20 protein-coding genes are annotated in these 16,588 nt (G+C 71.0%); 10 read left to right on the top strand and 10 right to left on the bottom strand.

What is annotated here, in order from left to right:
- Positions 1–7 precede the first annotated feature (7 nt).
- From ACZ6S0_RS03805 to ACZ6S0_RS03795, 3 genes are all read right to left on the bottom strand, one after another.
- Entirely contained in the window at positions 8–229 is a 222-nt protein-coding gene (locus tag ACZ6S0_RS03805; RefSeq protein WP_465913047.1) for a hypothetical protein, read from the bottom strand.
- A 91-nt stretch (positions 230–320) separates the two neighbouring features.
- On the bottom strand, positions 321–1,499 hold the full coding sequence (locus tag ACZ6S0_RS03800) for a helix-turn-helix domain-containing protein (protein ID WP_465913046.1): 1,179 nt from the start codon (positions 1,497–1,499) through the stop codon (positions 321–323).
- A gap of 66 nt (positions 1,500–1,565) precedes the next feature.
- The gene (locus ACZ6S0_RS03795) at positions 1,566–2,198 is read right to left on the bottom strand and encodes an HAD family hydrolase (RefSeq protein WP_465913045.1); all 633 of its coding nucleotides are present in this window, start codon (positions 2,196–2,198) and stop codon (positions 1,566–1,568) included.
- 471 nt (positions 2,199–2,669) lie between these two features.
- On the opposite strand from ACZ6S0_RS03795, the gene ACZ6S0_RS03790 reads away from it, so the two are divergent.
- Positions 2,670–2,819, top strand: a complete 150-nt coding sequence (locus ACZ6S0_RS03790) for a hypothetical protein (RefSeq protein ID WP_465913044.1) — start codon at positions 2,670–2,672, stop codon at positions 2,817–2,819.
- Positions 2,820–3,081: 262 nt separating this feature from the next.
- Positions 3,082–3,450 (top strand): hypothetical protein, encoded by a 369-nt coding sequence (locus ACZ6S0_RS03785; RefSeq protein ID WP_465913043.1) that lies wholly within the window; start codon positions 3,082–3,084, stop codon positions 3,448–3,450.
- A 161-nt stretch (positions 3,451–3,611) separates the two neighbouring features.
- On the opposite strand, the gene ACZ6S0_RS03780 is transcribed toward ACZ6S0_RS03785, so the two are convergent.
- Together ACZ6S0_RS03780 and ACZ6S0_RS03775 are read right to left on the bottom strand one after the other, a co-directional pair.
- Positions 3,612–3,914, bottom strand: a complete 303-nt coding sequence (locus ACZ6S0_RS03780) for a hypothetical protein (protein ID WP_465913042.1) — start codon at positions 3,912–3,914, stop codon at positions 3,612–3,614.
- Between the two features lie 205 nt (positions 3,915–4,119).
- A complete protein-coding gene (locus tag ACZ6S0_RS03775) occupies positions 4,120–5,433 on the bottom strand; it encodes an alpha/beta hydrolase family protein (protein WP_465913041.1) in 1,314 nt (437 codons plus the stop codon).
- Positions 5,434–5,664: 231 nt separating this feature from the next.
- Between ACZ6S0_RS03775 and ACZ6S0_RS03770 the strand changes: the two genes are divergently transcribed.
- From ACZ6S0_RS03770 to ACZ6S0_RS03750, 5 genes are all read left to right on the top strand, one after another.
- Positions 5,665–7,065 carry a sensor histidine kinase gene (locus ACZ6S0_RS03770; protein WP_465913040.1) on the top strand — a complete coding sequence of 467 codons (1,401 nt, stop codon included), beginning with the start codon at positions 5,665–5,667 and terminating at the stop codon, positions 7,063–7,065.
- On the top strand, positions 7,050–7,754 hold the full coding sequence (locus ACZ6S0_RS03765; RefSeq protein WP_465913039.1) for a response regulator: 705 nt from the start codon (positions 7,050–7,052) through the stop codon (positions 7,752–7,754). The genes ACZ6S0_RS03770 and ACZ6S0_RS03765 overlap by 16 nt, the downstream gene beginning before the upstream one ends.
- A gap of 203 nt (positions 7,755–7,957) precedes the next feature.
- Positions 7,958–8,206 (top strand): hypothetical protein, encoded by a 249-nt coding sequence (locus ACZ6S0_RS03760; protein WP_465913038.1) that lies wholly within the window; start codon positions 7,958–7,960, stop codon positions 8,204–8,206.
- Between the two features lie 403 nt (positions 8,207–8,609).
- On the top strand, positions 8,610–8,972 hold the full coding sequence (locus ACZ6S0_RS03755) for an RNHCP domain-containing protein (RefSeq protein ID WP_465913037.1): 363 nt from the start codon (positions 8,610–8,612) through the stop codon (positions 8,970–8,972).
- A 1-nt stretch (position 8,973) separates the two neighbouring features.
- A complete protein-coding gene (locus ACZ6S0_RS03750) occupies positions 8,974–9,375 on the top strand; it encodes an RNHCP domain-containing protein (RefSeq protein ID WP_465913036.1) in 402 nt (133 codons plus the stop codon).
- A gap of 105 nt (positions 9,376–9,480) precedes the next feature.
- On the opposite strand, the gene ACZ6S0_RS03745 is transcribed toward ACZ6S0_RS03750, so the two are convergent.
- Together ACZ6S0_RS03745 and ACZ6S0_RS03740 are read right to left on the bottom strand one after the other, a co-directional pair.
- On the bottom strand, positions 9,481–10,401 hold the full coding sequence (locus ACZ6S0_RS03745) for a tetratricopeptide repeat protein (RefSeq protein ID WP_465913035.1): 921 nt from the start codon (positions 10,399–10,401) through the stop codon (positions 9,481–9,483).
- Positions 10,402–10,420: 19 nt separating this feature from the next.
- Positions 10,421–11,854: an aldehyde dehydrogenase family protein gene (locus tag ACZ6S0_RS03740; protein WP_465913034.1), complete on the bottom strand. Its 1,434-nt coding sequence runs from the start codon at positions 11,852–11,854 to the stop codon at positions 10,421–10,423.
- A 268-nt stretch (positions 11,855–12,122) separates the two neighbouring features.
- On the opposite strand from ACZ6S0_RS03740, the gene ACZ6S0_RS03735 reads away from it, so the two are divergent.
- Both ACZ6S0_RS03735 and pgeF read left to right on the top strand, forming a co-directional pair.
- A complete protein-coding gene (locus tag ACZ6S0_RS03735) occupies positions 12,123–13,019 on the top strand; it encodes an aminoglycoside phosphotransferase family protein (protein ID WP_465913033.1) in 897 nt (298 codons plus the stop codon).
- Positions 13,020–13,074: 55 nt separating this feature from the next.
- Positions 13,075–13,782, top strand: a complete 708-nt coding sequence (pgeF, locus tag ACZ6S0_RS03730; RefSeq protein WP_465913032.1) for a peptidoglycan editing factor PgeF — start codon at positions 13,075–13,077, stop codon at positions 13,780–13,782.
- 13 nt (positions 13,783–13,795) lie between these two features.
- Here the strand turns inward: pgeF and ACZ6S0_RS03725 are convergent, their stop codons facing one another.
- From ACZ6S0_RS03725 to ACZ6S0_RS03715, 3 genes are read right to left on the bottom strand one after another with little or no spacing between them, the layout of a single operon-like run.
- Entirely contained in the window at positions 13,796–14,140 is a 345-nt protein-coding gene (locus tag ACZ6S0_RS03725) for a hypothetical protein (protein ID WP_465913031.1), read from the bottom strand.
- A 26-nt stretch (positions 14,141–14,166) separates the two neighbouring features.
- Positions 14,167–15,330 (bottom strand): ATP-dependent DNA ligase, encoded by a 1,164-nt coding sequence (locus ACZ6S0_RS03720; RefSeq protein WP_465913030.1) that lies wholly within the window; start codon positions 15,328–15,330, stop codon positions 14,167–14,169.
- Positions 15,311–16,045: a pyrimidine reductase family protein gene (locus tag ACZ6S0_RS03715; RefSeq protein WP_465913029.1), complete on the bottom strand. Its 735-nt coding sequence runs from the start codon at positions 16,043–16,045 to the stop codon at positions 15,311–15,313. The genes ACZ6S0_RS03720 and ACZ6S0_RS03715 overlap by 20 nt, the downstream gene beginning before the upstream one ends.
- Positions 16,046–16,178: 133 nt before the next feature.
- Between ACZ6S0_RS03715 and ACZ6S0_RS03710 the strand changes: the two genes are divergently transcribed.
- Positions 16,179–16,574, top strand: coding sequence for a hypothetical protein (locus tag ACZ6S0_RS03710; protein ID WP_465913028.1), 396 nt, complete (start codon positions 16,179–16,181; stop codon positions 16,572–16,574).
- Positions 16,575–16,588 lie beyond the last annotated feature (14 nt).

The following is a 16,588-nucleotide window of genomic DNA, read 5'->3' as shown; positions in this document are numbered from 1 at the left end:
TTCCTGATCAAGTGCCTGGGTCGGCGGTGTCGTCGCCGTGCCCAATGGCGCCTTGTACCGGCTGGATGTGTGTCACAGGCGACGGCGGCCCGAAGGCGGCCTCGATGAGAGATGTCGCCTGCGGGATGCAGTGGTCGAGCCACGGCGCCGCAGGCGATGCACGCTTGGCCGTGCAGGGAGCGATGCCGAACGTGTCGCGCACGAGGATCGGTGCAGTCGCCGTCATCATGACCCGTGTCCCGTCTGTAACCGTCGGCTGAACAGTCAGATACTGGGACGCTGGCAGAGTGCTAAGTGACCCAGCGTGGGTCACCTCGGTATCAGGTGGCGTGACACCACTCGGCGAAGTTGGTAAGGCTCTCGGCGTCGGCGCGCTTCAGCCTGCGGAGAGTCGCGGCGTCCTCGCGCACCCAGCGGTGGTCCCTGGTGTGCTGTGGCGCGATCTTCCTGGCCACCTTGAGCGACTCGAACGCATCGTCAGGCAGGCCCGACCATAGCTGGGCGCGGGCGAGTTCGATATAGAAGCCAGATCGCCGCTCGGCGGGTAGCTCCGGGGGCGGTGCCCACTCGCGGGCTACCTCCAGGGCGCGGTGCACATGCTCGGTGCCGAGGCTGACCGCGACGGAGACCTCGTGGATGCGTACCGAGTGAGGGCCGAACGCGGTGCCGCTGTAGATCGCCTCGGGCACCTGGTTGCCGAGCCGTCGCGCCTCCGCGAGATGCGCGTTAGCTGCGTCGAGGTTGGCGGCCCGGCCTGCGATGACCGCGGCACGCATGTGGAGGGTGCCGCGCGCGGCAATGGTGGCCCCGCTGCTGGGCGGAGCTGCCGAGTCCAGCGCGGCCTCCAGTGCGCGCAGGCCGTGCTCGTGCGCATGCGCGGCAAAGAATGTCTCTGTCCGGACATAGGCGATGACGCTGTTCAGGAGTTCGTCGTCGGCCTGCGTGGCCGCCCAACGCATCAGGTCGATGAGGCGGGCACTCAGGTCGTGAGCGCCGAACTTGTAGGCGACGGCGTCGGCCGACCGGCATGCGGAGGCGACGAGCCGGGCCACGTCTGGTTGTTCCTGGGACGGTGCGGCCTGCAGGGCGCGGAACAACTCGGTGAGTAGCTCGGGCGCGTGACGGGTGATCTGCACATACTGGGCGGCGAGCCGCCAGGTAACCGCTTCGGCGACGGCGTTGCGGAGCAGTGGCAGCGCTCGGACGGGAGCATCGTCTGGCACGTCGTAGACCGCGATCGCCGCCGACAGGACCGGGATCGCCGCCTTGATGCGAGCGCTCGCTTGCGCGCGGTCGGCCAAGAGCAGGGACGGGTCGATGCCGAGCGCGGCGGCGATCGCCTTCAGGACGCTGTCACCAGCACCCCGACTCCCCTGCTCGATCTTGCGCAGCGTACCGATATGGATGTCGGCGGCGTCGGCCAGTTGCCGCTGAGTCATGCGGGCGACGCTGCGGTGATAGGCGACGCGGCGGCCTGTCCCGCCGTGGGCTGTGGGCATGGGGGATGCTCCGGAGCGAGGCTTCATCTCGGACTGTAGCTGCTCAGTGACAGCTCTGCCCAGCCTTCAGGCGACGATGGCCGCCAGTTCAGCCAGCGAGTTGATCCGCCAGTTCGCGGCGGCGGCCTCCGGTTCGGCCCCCCAGAGATGTCCCCAGGGGCCGCGTCGGATGTGTGCCGCCCGCAGTCCCGCCGCCATGGCAGGGCCGATGTCGTTGGCCGGGTGGTCGCCGACGTACACGATCCGATCCGGCGGGGCGTCGGCGAGCTCGATGAGGCGGGAGAAGAAGGCCGGGTCGGGCTTGGCGACGCCCCACTCGCCGGACGTGGCGATCGCGTCGACTGGGAGGTTGAGAGCGCGCAGCAGTTCGGCGGCGAGAACCGTTTGGTTCCCGGCGATCAGGAGGCGGTGGCCGGCCGCTCGGAGTGCGATCAGCGCCGGGCGGACGTCCGGGTAGAGGTCGGCCTCGTCGATGTGCTCGCCCCGGCCGGCGGCCTCTCGTGCGGCGTACTCGGCGTCGAGGTCGATGCCGGGACGGAGGAGGCGGAGGGCGTCGGCGTTGTCCCGGCCTTGGGCGACGACGGCGCCGACGAGCGCTGAGAGGGTGTGGCGGGGGATGTCGAGCCAGTCGGCCCACGAGGCCCAGTAGCGGTCGTCGCGGAGAAGAGTTTCTCCGATGTCGAGGGCGAAGGTGAGCACGGTCAGAGCCTACGGGCAGGATCGAACGCCGTGGGCCACACGGCCAGGCGTGAGGCCTGGGGTGGGTCGTCTGGCCGTGCGGCGTCCTCGTGTGCGGTAGAGATGTGAACGTAACTCGCGTGCAGCCGGGCGGATCGTGGTGCCGTCCCAGCTCGGCGCCACTTCCCACCCGCGGGTGGAATACCTTTCCCCTGAGTGGAGAGATTTTCCACCCGGCACAGCCATACGGGAGGAAGCTCGCCATGCGACGTCGCGAAGCAGCACGCCGCGACGGCGAGGCTGGGTACACCCGACCCGGATCGGTGGTTCGGGCGGGTGATGGTGCTGACGATTAGGCGGGGTTCGAAGCCAAGCTGAGCCGACGACCCGGGCGGCGCGGTGGTCTGCGGATTTGTCCGGACACCAGGTTGTCAGCGTCGGGGTGCGGCGGCTGCGGCGATTCGTGCCGACCGGCCAGGGTAGGGGAGACAGATGACCAGACTCATGGATCGGGTGCGCGCGTACCTGCGCAGCCCCAAAGGCAGGCAGAACATCGAGAAGGCGAAGCGCATCGCCCGTGACCCCCGCAACCAGCAGAGGGCCCGGCGCTTCCTGGACCGGCTCCGGTCCGGACGGCGCTGATCCGTCTCCCGGATCTCCCCCGGCGTCTCCGCCGAATGGCTGCGGAAATTCCCCCTTGGAAGGGCGTCGCGCAGGAACGTACCTCCTGATCCAACTGGCGGGTGGGAGGCGCGGAGCGTCGGGGTGCTCCCGGCGGGCATGATCTGCACTTTCAGCGGCTGTTCAGTGTGACTCAAGCGCGGGCCGCGAATCTTGGCGCAGAAGCCCGCCACCACCGCGGCGGGTGTGCACCGATTTCTTCTGGAGTGTCATGCACCAACTCATGCGGAAAGCCCGTCCGGCCGTTTTCGGGGCGGCGGCGCTCGCGTTCGCCGGTTCCCTGGCCCTGACGGCTCCCGCGGCCCAGGCCGGCACGTCGGAAGCGGCGGCGGCGAGAGCGGGCTCCACGGCCGCGGCGGCCATCTGCCCGGTGAAGGTCCTCAAAAGCACCCAGCGCTGGTACCTGAAGAATGACGGCACCTTCTCCTTCCACAACTTCTTCAGGACGGGCGCCCTGCTGAACATCTATCAGGGGGAGACCCGCAGGCACGGAAACATCGTGGTCGTGAAGACGACGACCGTGGTGGGCAATGTCCGCTTCTGGGTGAACCAGGCTCACATCACCGGGACCGGCGGAGCCTGCCGCTCGTAACACGGCTCCGGCCGCCCTGCTCTGCTGCCGGGGCGGCCGGTGCGACGGTCCACTTCCCGCCCCCCGGCACGCTGCGGGGCCCGGGGTAGGGACAAGGAGCCGTCGTACGGCCCGGCCCTCTTGGCGCAGTCGAAGGGGCCGGGCCTTTGCTCGGATGGTCGTCAGCAGGTGTCAGCGCCGTTGAAGGAACGGACACCTCGTGGCACCCGGGAGGAGATGGTCTTTCCGGGGTCGACGGTTTCGCACGCGCTGTCGGTCCCACGCGACCAGGCGATCCGCAGCCGTAGTCGGGTGTCGCAGTCGTTGCGGGCGTGTCCGGTCTTGGTGATCCTTCCCGTGGTCTGCCAGACGGCCACGCACATCGGGGCGTTCCCCACGGGTGTCGCGGCCTGCGCGGGCACGGGCGTGAGCGTGCAGCACGTGATGGTGAGGGCGGTCAGGGCCGCTCTGGTGGCTGAACCCATGGTGTGGTGTTCCTTCCGATCGTGGACTCCAGTGGTCGCCGTCCAACAGGTGGCGAGCGACTCGATGAGTGCTTCCTTCTCGCTGGCCTGCATGGATAGGCCCCAGGCGTGCTTAACGTCGCTCCAGCACTTGGCGTACTCGCGGTAGGAGGGGTTCGGCGGTGGCTGCCCCGCGGCCGTCACGTGACGTGGCTCGGCGGGCGGTCTACGCGCAGGTCTTCCGTACGACGTCGCACGGCTTGACCTCGGGGTAGCGCGTGGACGGCCTGTCCAGCAGGGGTTGGGGCCGGTCGCGCAGGTGCAGGTCGAAGAAGGCCCGGACGTAGCTCCGGGTGATCTCGATCGCGCGCTTGCCGGACAGGTCGGGACTGCGGTGGATGCCGAGCTGCTCGACCAGCAGCGCGGTGTCGGTGAAGGAGGCGTGCTCTGCCCCCGCCACCACGAGCCAGCGCTTCCATCCCGTCAGATGTGACCAGTCGCGTTCCCACGTGGTGTCCCTGCCGCCGGGGCTGTGCATGGCCTGCGTGCCCAGGAAGAGGAACGGCCGCGACAGCCCGCTCTCCGGGATCGGGGCGAACGTGGTGCCGTCCAGGTTGATCCCGGCGCGTACGCGGGTGTCCTTCAGCATGGCGGCGATCGCGCTCGCGCCCCCTGCCGAGTGCCCGGCCATCGCGATCCGGGACGGGGCGATCAGCGAGGCGCCCTTCCACCGGGGGTTCTTGCCGGTCAGCGCGTCGAGCACGAAGGAGACGTCGGCCGCCCGGCTCTGGCCCACCTTGTTCCAGAACTCCTGGGTCTTGTCCGCCGCGCACGCGACGCACGTGGTGACCCGGCCGTCGGGGAAGGCCGTGGCCAGGCTCTCGTAGGTGTGCTCGATGCCGGCCACCACGTAGCCCCTGCTCGCCAGTTCCTCGGCCAGCGCGGTGAGGGAGCTGCGGGGCTCGGTGAAGCCGGGGGAGAGCACCACCAGGGGCAGGCCGCGTGCGCGTCCGGCCGGGGCGGCGTCGGTGAAGGCGTTGGTCCGCGTCCTGCTCAACGCGTCGTACGGCACGCCGGTGATCTCCGCACCCTTCAGGATGAGCTCCGACTCCTTCGCCGTCATGTACGGGGCCCGCTTCCCGCCACGGGACTTGGCCGGGTACCACAGGGACACCATGAGTTCCCTGGCCTTGGCGCCGGGGACCCAGGGGTCGGCGCGGGAGGTGTCCTTGAGGTGGAGGGACGTGGTGCCGACCGGCTGGGGTCCGGTCGGTTCCGGGAGGGACGGCGTACCGGTGCGGGCGGACGTCACCTCGGTCGCGACCGTACCGACCGTCATCGAAGCCGATGCCGTCGAATCGGATGCCGTCGAACCGGGTGCGGCGGCGCAGGAGGCGGCGGCCACGACGGCGAGCAGGGCCGCGACGGTGGTGGCGCTCCGGCGGATCCGGCGCGGCGTCGTCACTCTTCCCGCGCCGGATCCACCGCGCCCCGAGTCCTCCGAGGCGGTGCGGTGCGTGCTTTCCCGCTCCATCAACATGTGTCCTTCCTACGTACGGGCCGCCTCGGCGGGGGCTTCCGCGGGCGGCCGGTGGCGGCAACGACGCTAGGGGGCAGCCGGTTTCGTCCGCGTCGGCCGTTCTGCCGAAAGAGGACACTTCCCGGGGAGGAGCCCTCGGCCGGGTCATCCTTGCGATGTACTCCCGGCGGACGTCGGACCCGGTCACCAGGGCTGACGCGGGACATACCGTACGGCCGGGACAATGCACCGATGACGACAGTGCGCGAGCGACGTGGATGGTGGCAGTCCTGGCTGGACGCGCTACGCCCCGCGCGAGAACCCGCCCAGCCGGCCGAGCCGGTCCGGCCAACCCCGGCAACCCGGGCAGCCCGGGCAGCCCGGCTCTCGCGTCGGTCGCTCGTCACCGACCTGCTGCTCGCGCTCGTCCTGACCGTCGTCGCGGTGGCCGCGACGGCGGGCGCCACGGACGGCGCCCATCCCGTCGACGTCCTGCGCCCCTCCCTCCTGGCGCCCTTGCAACTGCGGCCGTCTCCACCGCCACGGAGCACCGACGCCCCGCCCGACCGTCTCGAACGGCCCGTCATCCCCGCCGACGACCGGGAGACTCCGGGCCCGCTTCCGCTCCTGGTGGTCCTGACGGCTCTGCCGCTGGCGGTGCGACGGCTGTACCCGCTGGCCACCTTCTGGGTGGTGCTGGCCGCGGCGTTGGCCGCCCACGACGACGCGACGTGGATCACCGTGCTGGCGTTCGCCATCGCCGCCTACGGCGCTGTCGCCCACAGCCGGCACCGTGCGACGGCCTTCGGCGGGCTCGTCGTCGCCACCGTGCCGGCGGGCGTCGCCTTCCAGGACTCCGTTCCGGCGTTGCCGAGCTGGCTGGGGCCGTTCGTGGTGGTGGTGTGCGCCGGGGTCGCCGCCAGCTTCGTGCGGTCCTGGCGGGCGCAACTGGACGCCGGCCGCCGTCGACTCGCCGAACTGCAGCGCGCACAGGAGGAGGCCCTGCGCGGGGCGGTTCGGGAAGAGCGCTCCCGGATCGCCGCCGAACTGCACGATGTCGTCACCCACAATGTGAACGTGATGGTGATCCAGGCCGGAGCGGCACGCAAGGTGATGGACACGGCCCCGGACCGGTCGAAGCAGGCCATACTCGCGGTCGAGGCCGGCGGCCGGGCCGCCATGGCCGAGTTGCGCCACGTCATGGGCCTGCTCGCCGGGCCGGAGAGCGAGCGGGCGGCCGCCGGCGCCGACGGGCTCGAACCGCAACCCGGGCTCGACCAGCTCGACTCCTTGATCGAACGGGTTCGCGCGGCCGGAGTGCCGGTCACCGTCGCGATCAATCCGCCGCCCGATCCCCTTCCGCCCGGCGTGGACCTGACCGTCTACCGCGTCGTTCAGGAGGCGCTGACCAACACGATCAAGCACGCGTCCGGTGCGGCGGCGTCCGTCACCATCGGCCACCGCGGCGACCGGCTGGAGATCGAGATCACCGACACCGGCGGCAGGCGGACGGCGCGCGCCGGAGACGGCCAGGGCCGGGGCCTCATCGGGCTGCGGGAGCGGCTCGCCCTCTACGGCGGCACCCTGCTGGCGGGGCCGCGGAGCGACGGCGGCTACCGGATCGAGGCGCAAGTTCCGTGGACGACGACGTGAGCGGGCCGCTGCGCGTGGTCATCGCCGACGATCAAGCCCTGGTACGCAGCGGGTTCGGGATGATCCTCGCCGCGGACGGCATCGAGGTGACGGCCGAGGCGGCCAACGGGGCGCAGGCCGTCGCCGCCGTCCGGCGTACGCGGCCCGACGTCGTGCTGATGGACATCAGGATGCCGCAGATGGACGGACTGGAGGCCACCCGGCAGATCATGGCGGAGGGCGCGACCGGGACCCGCGTCCTCATCTTGACCACGTACGACCTCGACCACTACGTCTACGCCGCGCTCACCGCGGGGGCCAGCGGCTTCCTGCTCAAGGACGTCACCCCCGAGCACCTGGTGGCCGCGGTGCGCCTGGTGCGCGCGGGGGACGCCCTGCTCGCCCCGACGATCACGCGCCGCCTGGTCGAACGGTTCGCCCGCCGCGACGAGGCCAGGGCGACCGTGCACCGGGATCTGTCGGACCTGACGCCCCGGGAACTGGAGGTGCTGCGCCTGCTCGCCACCGGGCTCAGCAACGCCGAACTCGCCGACCGGCTGACCCTCAGCCCGACGACGGTGAAGACCCATGTCGCGCGCATCCTGTCCAAGCTCGGCCTCAGGGACCGGGTGCAGGCGGTCGTCCTCGCCTACGAGACCGGCCTGATCGCCCCGGGAAGCACACCTGGGCCCGGAACCGCGACCGCCTGAGCCCGCCGCGGGTCGTCCATACCTTGCGGGTATGTCGGGAGTCCATTCGGGACTTTGCGCTGCATGCCACCGACGCCTGATCCTCGAAGTGCGACAGACAAGGTCACTGGTGTCGCATTCCCATTCATGCCAGTCAGGGGAAAGAGGAGCCGAGATTGCTGAAAGCTCAGCGGTGGTCGAGACGGGCGGCGGGGGCGGCAGCGGTGGCTGTCTGGGCCTGCGTGATGGTGTCGGTGCCCGCACAGGCGAACGCCGACGCCGGGAACCTCGCAGAGACACTCGCCGGTTCGCCCAGCACTGCGGCGGCCTACAGGCTGCACGGCTATTACCTGTCGGACGCGGACTGCGCGGCCGTCGGGAGAAAGGGCGTGGCCACAGGGGCGTGGTACTCGTGGTACTGCCAGCGGCACGGGGCGATCCCACCCCACAAGTACGCCTTGATGGTCCAGTAATGGCCCTGTAACGCACATGGACGGACTTGGGTCACGTAGCCGGCGGTTCTCCGCGCGAGTCGGTGAGGTGGCGCGAGAGCAGCCAGTGACCCAGGTACGTCCGCCGACCGGCCTCGAAAAAATGGTTGGCGGCCGATCGCCGTGCCCGGTTAGGGTCGGATCCGTCCGTTCAGTGGAACCTTTGGGCCGTCATGCCCGTGGAGGAGGGGGATTTATGCCCGGCACCGCGCCAAGTGCGCCTCGCAGTCGTGCCACCGGCGGATCCCGCCCCTGACCAGGACGACCACCACACCGTCCCCAGACGGGCCGGACCGCCTGTCGTCATCAACCACAGCGTGCCCGCGAGGCCGCTTGGCGCTTCCTTGCTGCCCTATGAGCTGTTTTCCGGCAAGGAGTACCAAGGTTGTCCACCAACGGCAAGTCCCCGTCCACCCTGAACACCTTCGCGTGCGTACGCTGCGGCCTGACGGTCACGGTGAACGCACCCGACGGCGTACGCCGCAACCACTGCCCGAGCTGCCTGCACTCGCTGCACGTGCTCGACCGCGTGGAAGGCGGCCCGTCGGAGTGCAGGGCACGGATGATTCCCATCTCGATCGCCGTCCTGCGCACCGGGGAGTGGATGCTCATCCATCGCTGCACCCGGTGCGGCGAGCTGACGTCGAACCCCATCTGCGGCGACGACAACCAGCTCATCCTCATGCGCATGGCCGTCAGGCCGCTGGCGCAGCCGCCGTTCCCGCTCGAGGCGTTCGGCGACCTGTGACATGCCCAGGAGGAACCCAGGCCGCGAACGGCCGCAACGGCGCAAGAAGGCACAGCACGCGGAGCCGGGAGACGCGTTCCGGTGCGTCGGGTGCCGGCTGGACGTGCCGATGTCCGCGCCGGGCACGGCCCATCGCAACCACTGCCCGCACTGCCTGACCAGCCTGCACCTCGACCACCGCGTCCCGGGGGACCGGCGGGCGGGCTGCCGGGGCCGGATGTCGGCGCTGAGCGTCACCGTCCGGCCGGACGGTGAGTGGCTGATCATCCACTGCTGCCAGTCGTGCGGCGGGCTCAGCGCGAACCGCATCGCGGGCGACGACAACGCGCTGGCGCTGCTGCGCATCGCGATGCGTCCGCTGTCGGACTCCCGCCTCCCGGTCAGCGCCCTGCTGGCCCTGTGACCCCCCTCCGTGCCGGGGCCCGGACTCACCGGACTCCGGCACGGAGGGGGCGGCCGTCCCACGTTGGAACACCGCCCGCCGCGTGCGCCGCCGTCCCCGCGTGGCTCAGTCGCCGAACTCCAGGTGCAGGACCCGGGTGAAGTCCGACACCGCCTCCTCGTGCCGGTCGAGCTCCTGGAGGATCTCCCCCCGCACCCGGAAGGCCCAGTTGTAGTCGGGGTCCAGCTCTATCGCGCTGTCCAGGTCCTTCAGCGCCCCCTCGTTGTCGCCCAGCTCGCTCAGCACCGCCCCCCGGCTCCCGAGCGCCCGGTCGTTGGCCGGGTCCAGTTCGAGCGCCCGGTTCAGGTCGGCGAGCGCCTGCTCGTAGCGTTCGGCCATGCGCAGCGCCTCGCCCCTGCGGCTCAGCGCCCGCGCGTAGTCGGGGTCGGCCTCCAGCGCCCTGGTGTAGTCGTCGATGGCCTCCGCGTAGAGCTTCATGCGCTGGTACAGGTCGCCCCTGGCCACCCACGAGTACGCCAGCTCCTCGTCCAGCGAGATGATCTTGGAGTGCTCGGTCAGCGCCTCGTCCAGCCGGTCCAGGTCCACCAGGACGTCCGCCTTGGCCTCCAGGATCCACAACGAGTCGGGGGCGAGGGTGAGCGCGTGCTCGAAGTCGGCCATGGCCTCCTCCAGACGCCCCATCGCGGCATGGGTCTGGCCGCGCGAGCCGAGCGCGTACGCGCTGTCCGGCTCCAGCTTCAGCGCCTCGCCGAAGTCCTCCAGCGCGGCCTCGTGCCGTTCGAGCACCCGATGGCTCTCACCGCGCAGCCGCCAGGCGCGGGCGTGGTCGGGCGCCAGTGCGATCGACTCCGTCAGGTCCGCGATCGCGGCGTCGTGGCGGGACAGCGCGATGTACGATTCGGCCCGGCTGCGCAACACCGAGGCCCGGGACTGTGCGGCCGCCTCGGACAGTTCGGACGGTTCGGACGGTTCGGACAGCCCGGACGGCTCGGACGGCTCGGAATGGTCCTTGATCCCCTCGCTCACGAGGGGTAAATCTATCCGACTAAATCTGGATGATGGCTGCCTTTTCGCGGGTGTATTCCAGCACTGAATCGTGGCCGTACCCGCTGTCCTTCACCCCGCCGAACGGCAGCCCCGGCGGCATCTGGCGGAAGGTGTTCACCCAGACCGTGCCGCTGTGCAGATCCCGTACGAACCGGTGCGCCCGCCCCAGGTCACGGGTCCACAGCCCGGCGGCCAGCCCGTACGGGGAGTCGTTCGCGATCGCCAGCGCCTCCTCCTCCGTCGAGAACGGCAGCGCGACCGCCACCGGCCCGAAGATCTCCTCCTGGCACACACGCAGCGCGTTGTCCTCGCTCGCGTAGAGCGTGGGCGCCACCCAGTAGCCGCCGGGCAGCGCGGGCACCACGTCCGCGCCGGTACGGCCGCCGAAGACCAGCCGCGCGCCCTCCTTCTCGGCCAGCTCCAGGTAGGAGGTCACGCGCTCGTACTGCCCGGCGGACACGATCGGCCCCATCGTCGTGCCCAGGTCCAGCGGGTCGCCCAGGACGAGGTCCGCGCAGGCGCGCTCGATGCGGCCGAGCATCTCGTCCCAGATCGAGCGGTGGAGGAGGATGCGCGAGCCCGCCACGCACACCTGCCCGGCGTTGCCCGTGTAGACGGAGTTCACGGTGACGCCCCTGGTGGCGGCGTCGAGGTCGGCGTCGGGGAAGACGATGTTGGGCGACTTGCCCCCCAGCTCGAACGTCATCGGCTTCAGCGCGTCGGCCGAGGCCCGCGTGATGGCCTGGCCGGTGGCGGTCGAGCCGGTGAGGCTGATCTTGCCGACGCTGCGGTGGCGCACCAGGGCGTCGCCGACCTCCTCGCCCAGGCCGCTGACGATGTTCAGCACGCCGGGCGGCAGCACCTCCGCCAACAGCTCGCCCAGCCGCAGCACCGACGCGGCGGCCTGCTCGGCGGGCTTGACGATCACGGTGTTCCCGGCGGCCAGCGCGTACGCGGCCTTGGCCGAGAAGGTCGAGATGGGGGAGTTCCACGGGATGATGCAGACCGCCACCCCGTACGGCTCGCGCCGCGTCAGCCCGAGCGTGTCCGGCCCGAGCACGACGGTGTCGCCCTTGACCGCGTCCAGGCACTGCCCGGCGGCCAGTTGCCACAGGTACGCCATGCCCGGCAGGTCCCGCCTGAGCGTGTCGCGCAGGATCCGGCCGTTGTCGCGCGTCTCCAGCCTGGCCAGTTCGTCGGTGTGGCGGACGAACAGCTCCGACACCTCGCGCAGGAAGTGGGCCCTGGCCGCGGCGGGCAGCGCCGACCAGGCGGGGAACGCGCGGCGGGCCGCCTCGACCGCCGCCTCGGCCTCGGCCGCGCCGGAGGCCGGGATGCGGGCCCACGCCTCGCCGGTGGCGGGGTTGACCGTGTCCATGGTGCGCGCGGCGGGGACCAGCTCGCCGCCGATGAGGTTGCGATAGTCAGACACGAAACCAAGCATATGCTTGCTCAACTCGACCGGCCAGTGCCCGGCGATCATCGCAAACGCCGGGAACCCACAAGCTCGCCGTGCCGGCCCTTGCCAAGCGCGCGTTGGCGGCGAGTCGGCAGGTCGGCCTCCAGTTCGTCCAAGCGCGGTGCCATCTTGGGGTTGATCGACAGCATCGGGCAGCGGATGCAGGCTCGTCTGAACGGCCGTTCCGTCGCAAAGCCGCTGATCTGCCACTGTGCATGCCGCCTCAGTACACTGACTTCGCATGGCCGAGATCGAGATCACCGCAGACCTGGTCCGCGAACTGCTGCAGGAGCAACATCCAGACCTGGCAGGGCTGACCATTCGCGAGGTGGAGGGCGGCTGGGGCAACCAAATGTGGCGCCTTGGGGACGAGTTGGTGGTGCGCATGCAGCGCATGGCCCCAACCCCGGAGCTCCAGCTCAAGGAGCGGCGGTGGCTGCCCGTGCTGGCCCCGCGTCTGCCGCTCCCGGTGCCGACCCCGGTGCGGTTCGGCGAACCGTCCGAGCGCTTTCCCAAGCACTGGACCGTGATGACGTGGGTTCCCGGCGAGCCGGGGGACCACGGCACGATCAGCCGCGGCACCCATGCGGCCGACACGCTGGCGGGCTTCCTCCAGGCGCTCCATGTGGAGGCGCCCGCCGAGGCCCCGGCCAGTTCGGACCGCGGCGCCCACCCCAAGGGCTGCACGGGCGGCTTCGAGCAGTTCTTGCAGGCCATTGACCCCGACGCCGTCGGCGACGTCCGCGCCGTCCGGGCCGTCTGGGCCGATGCCGTCGCGGCCCCCGAGTGGGAGGGCCCGCCGGTGTGGGTGCATGGCGACCTCCATCCCGCGAATGTCGTCGTCTCGGACGGAACGCTCTCGGGCGTGATCGATTTCGATGCCTTGTTCGCCGGCGACCCCGCGTGGGACCTCGGCGCCGCGTGGGTGCTGCTCCCCGCGGGCGTCGCCGCACGGTTCTTCGACGCCTACGCGCACGCGGACGAGGCAACGATCCGGCGCGCCCGCGGGCTGGCCGCCATGAAGAGCCTCTTCCTGATGCTCATGGGGCAGAACGGAGATCGGGGCCTTCCCGGCGGTAAGCCGAACTGGGGACCCGCAGGCCGGGCGGCACTTGATCGTGTTCTGAAGGGCGTTTGACGCACGCTGCTTCGAACTTGTTCTCGATGGTCTTGGCTCGCCTAAGATCGGAAGTATGCAGCTCGCCCTCGGCGTCCACGTCGCCGTCACCGACCGCCACGGAGGCGTCAGCGCGCCGCCCTACGGTTCGCGCAATCTCGGTGGCGTGGTCGGCGACGATCCGGCGGCCGTGCGGGCCAACCGCGAGGGGCTGGTGACCGAGTTGGGTGTGCGGGCCGTGGTGTTCATGCGCCAGGTCCACGGTGCCGACGTCGCCTACGTGAGCGAGCCGTTCGGCGACGACCCGCCGCCGCTCGACGGCGTGTTCACCACCGAGCCCCGCCTGGCGCTGGCCTCGCTCGGGGCCGACTGTCCCGCTGTGCTGGTGGCCGACCCGGTGGCCCGGATGGCGGGCGCGGCCCACTCCGGCCGTCCCGGCACCGAGGCGGGCATCGCCACGGCCCTGGTGGCGGCCATGGCCGCCAAGGGGGCCGAGCCGGGCAGGATGGTCGCGCTGATCGGGCCCGGCGCGTGCGGCCGCTGCTACGAGGTGCCCGCCGACCTGCGCGAACGGGTGGCCTCGAAGGTGCCGGCGACCTGGTCCACGACGTCGTGGCAGACGCCCGCGCTCGACCTGCGGGCCGGTATCGAGGCCCAGCTCAGGGCGGCTGGGGTGGCCGACGTACGCCATGACGCGCGCTGCACCATCGAGTCGGCGGCGCTCTACTCCCACCGCCGTGAGCAGCCCGGCGGCCGGTTCGCCGGGCTCATCTGGCTGGATTGACGACCGGCCCCGGCTAGTTCTTCCTGGGACCGTTGAAGATCGCGTTCACGACGATGATCCCGATCCAGATCGGGACCAGCGCGCTCGGGTCCCCGTCGCCGAGCAGCACGAGCAGCAGGGTGGAGACGGTGCCGAGCGCCACCGACACGATCGCCAGGGCGAGCCGCTGCGCGTCGGCCGGGCCCTGACGGGCCGCCTGGCGCGCCTTCGGGGCGACCTCGGCCAGCCGCTCGTCCACCCGCCGATCGATCTCCTTGCCCATCTTGTCGAGGAACGACTCCACAACCGCGTCTTCGAATTCGGGCCCGAGGTCGCGGCGCGCGGACACGGCGGCTCGAAACTCATCCCCTGTGGTCACATATCGAGATATAACGGGTCGCCGGGCTATCGGGCAAGGATGTCGTCGAGGTTGTAATTCACCGGACGATCCAACTGCTCATATGTGCACGATTCGGGCGTACGGTCGGGCCGCCACCGCCGGAACTGTGCCGTGTGCCGGAACCGGTCGCCCTCCATCTGGTCGTAGGCCACCTCGATCACCAGCTCCGGCCTGAGCGGGATGAACGACAGGTCCTTCTTGGCGTTCCACCGCGAGATCGCGCCCGGCACCCGCTGCCCGCCCGTCGCCGGCCCGGCGGCCGGCTGGCCCAGGTTGGCCGTCGCCTGCGCGGCCCAGTGCCCCCAGGGGTGCTCGCTCAGCTCGGCGAGGTACGGCCTGACCTCCTCCACCAGCTCGGCCCTGCGCTTCATCGGGAACGAGGCCGCCACGCCCACGTGGTGCAGCCGGCCGTCGTCGCCGTAGAGGCCGAGCAGCAGCGAGCCCACGATCGGCCCCGACTTGTGCTCACGGTAGCCGCAGATCACCACGTCGGCCGTGCGCTCGTGCTTGACCTTGAACATCGTGCGCTTGTCGGGCAGGTAAGGCTGGTCGCCCGGCTTGACGATGATGCCGTCGAGCCCGGCCCCCTCGAACGTCTCGAACCACTCGGCGGCCTGCGCGTCGCTGGTGGTGACCGGGGTCAGCCGGATCGAGCCGCCCTTCTCGGGGAAGAGCCCCTCCAGCCGGGCCCGCCGCTCGGCGAAGGGCGTCTCCATCAGCGACTCGTCACCCAGCGCCAGCAGGTCGAACGCGACGAACTGGGCAGGCGTGCGCTCCGCCAGCATCGTCACCCGCGACTTGGCCGGGTGGATGCGCTGCTGCAACGCCTCGAAGTCGAGCTGCGAGCCCATGGGCAGCACGATCTCGCCGTCGACCACCGCCTTGTCGGGCAGCTCGGCCCTGACCGCCTCGACCAGCTCGGGGAAGTAGCGGGTGAACGGCCGCTCGTTGCGGCTGCCGAGGTAGACCTCGTCGCCGTCGCGGAAGACGATGCAGCGGAAGCCGTCCCACTTGGGCTCGTAGAACAGCGTGCCGTCCTGCTTCGGCATGGCCTTGACCGGCTTGGCCAGCATCGGCGCGACCGGTGGGCGTACCGGCAGGCCGGGCACCGGCTCAGGCGCCGGATCGGCGGCCGGATCGGTGGTCGGCTCAGTGGTCGGCTCGGTCATGGCTCTGCTCCCTCGTGTACTTGCAGAAGAGGACCCCCTCCTCTTCCAGCACCTGGCGGAGAGCCAGCGCGACCTGCGCGGGCTCGCCGTTCTGGATGCGCGCCGCGCCGCCGCCGACCAGCAGCGGGCTGACCGACAGGCACAGCTCGTCGACCAGGCCGCAGGCCGAGAGCTGGGCGTTGACCCGGGGCCCGCCCTCGCACAGGACCCTGGTCAGGCCCCGGTCGTGCAACTCGGCCACGGCCCGGCGCAGGTCGACGCCCTCGTCGCCGGCCACGATCAGGTCGGCGCGCTTGGCCGTCTCCTTGCGCCGCTCGTGCGGCGCGGCCTCACAGGTGATCACGATCGTCCTGCTGGGCGCGTCGAACAGGTCGCTGTCGAGGTCGAGCGCCAGGCTACGGGTGATCACGGCGATGGGCGGCACCTCCGGCCGGCCCTCGCGCAGCTCGGCCCAGGCGTCGCGCGGCGGCACCGGCCCGTAGCCTTCCTTGCGTACGGTCGCCGCGCCCGCCACGACGACGTCGGCCAGGCCGCGCAGGGTCTGGAAGATCCGCCGGTCGCCCTTGCTCGACAGCGGACCCGAGCGCCCCTTGAGCCAGGCCGCGCCGTCGACGCTCGCGACCATGTTGAGCCGCAGCCACGGCCGCCCCTCGGGGTAGGCGTACGCCTGCGCGATGTCCGGGTTGTCTTGAATGTCGGGATAGATGCGCCGCACCCCTCTACCTTGGCACACGCCTCCGACATCCAGCCGCATGGGGTTTTCGGCGGATGACAATTTGCGTATCGGCGGACTTGTCACCGTTTCTTTGCTAAACGTGACGATAGGGATGGATTGAGAGGGGCGTGCCGTGAGCCTGGCCACCGCCGTCGCGTGGACGATCGCCGCACTCGCCGGGGTGTACCTATTGTCGTTCTGGCTGGCGGGAGGGGGCCTGCGCCACGCCAAGGTCACCCGCTTCCCGGCGGCCCTGGTCTTCTCCCATCCGGCGCTGGCGGTCACGTCGCTGGCGTGCTGGGTGGCGAGCCTGCTCACGGGCAGCCGGGCCCTGGCCTGGCTCGCCTTCGCTGGGCTCGCGGCGGCGGCGCTGCTGGGGTTCGCGATGTCCACCCGCTGGCTCGGCGCGGGCCGCCACGCGACCACGGGCCGCGCGGTCCCGGTGCTGGTGGTCGCGCTGCACGGCCTGGCCGGGGTGACGGCCTTCACCCTGGTCCTGCTCACCGCCAGCGCCGTCCGCGGCTTCTGACGAGCGTCGGCCGG

It is taken from the genome of Nonomuraea sp. NPDC051298, assembly GCF_055586305.1.
This window is presented reverse-complemented; position numbering and strand designations above follow the sequence as displayed.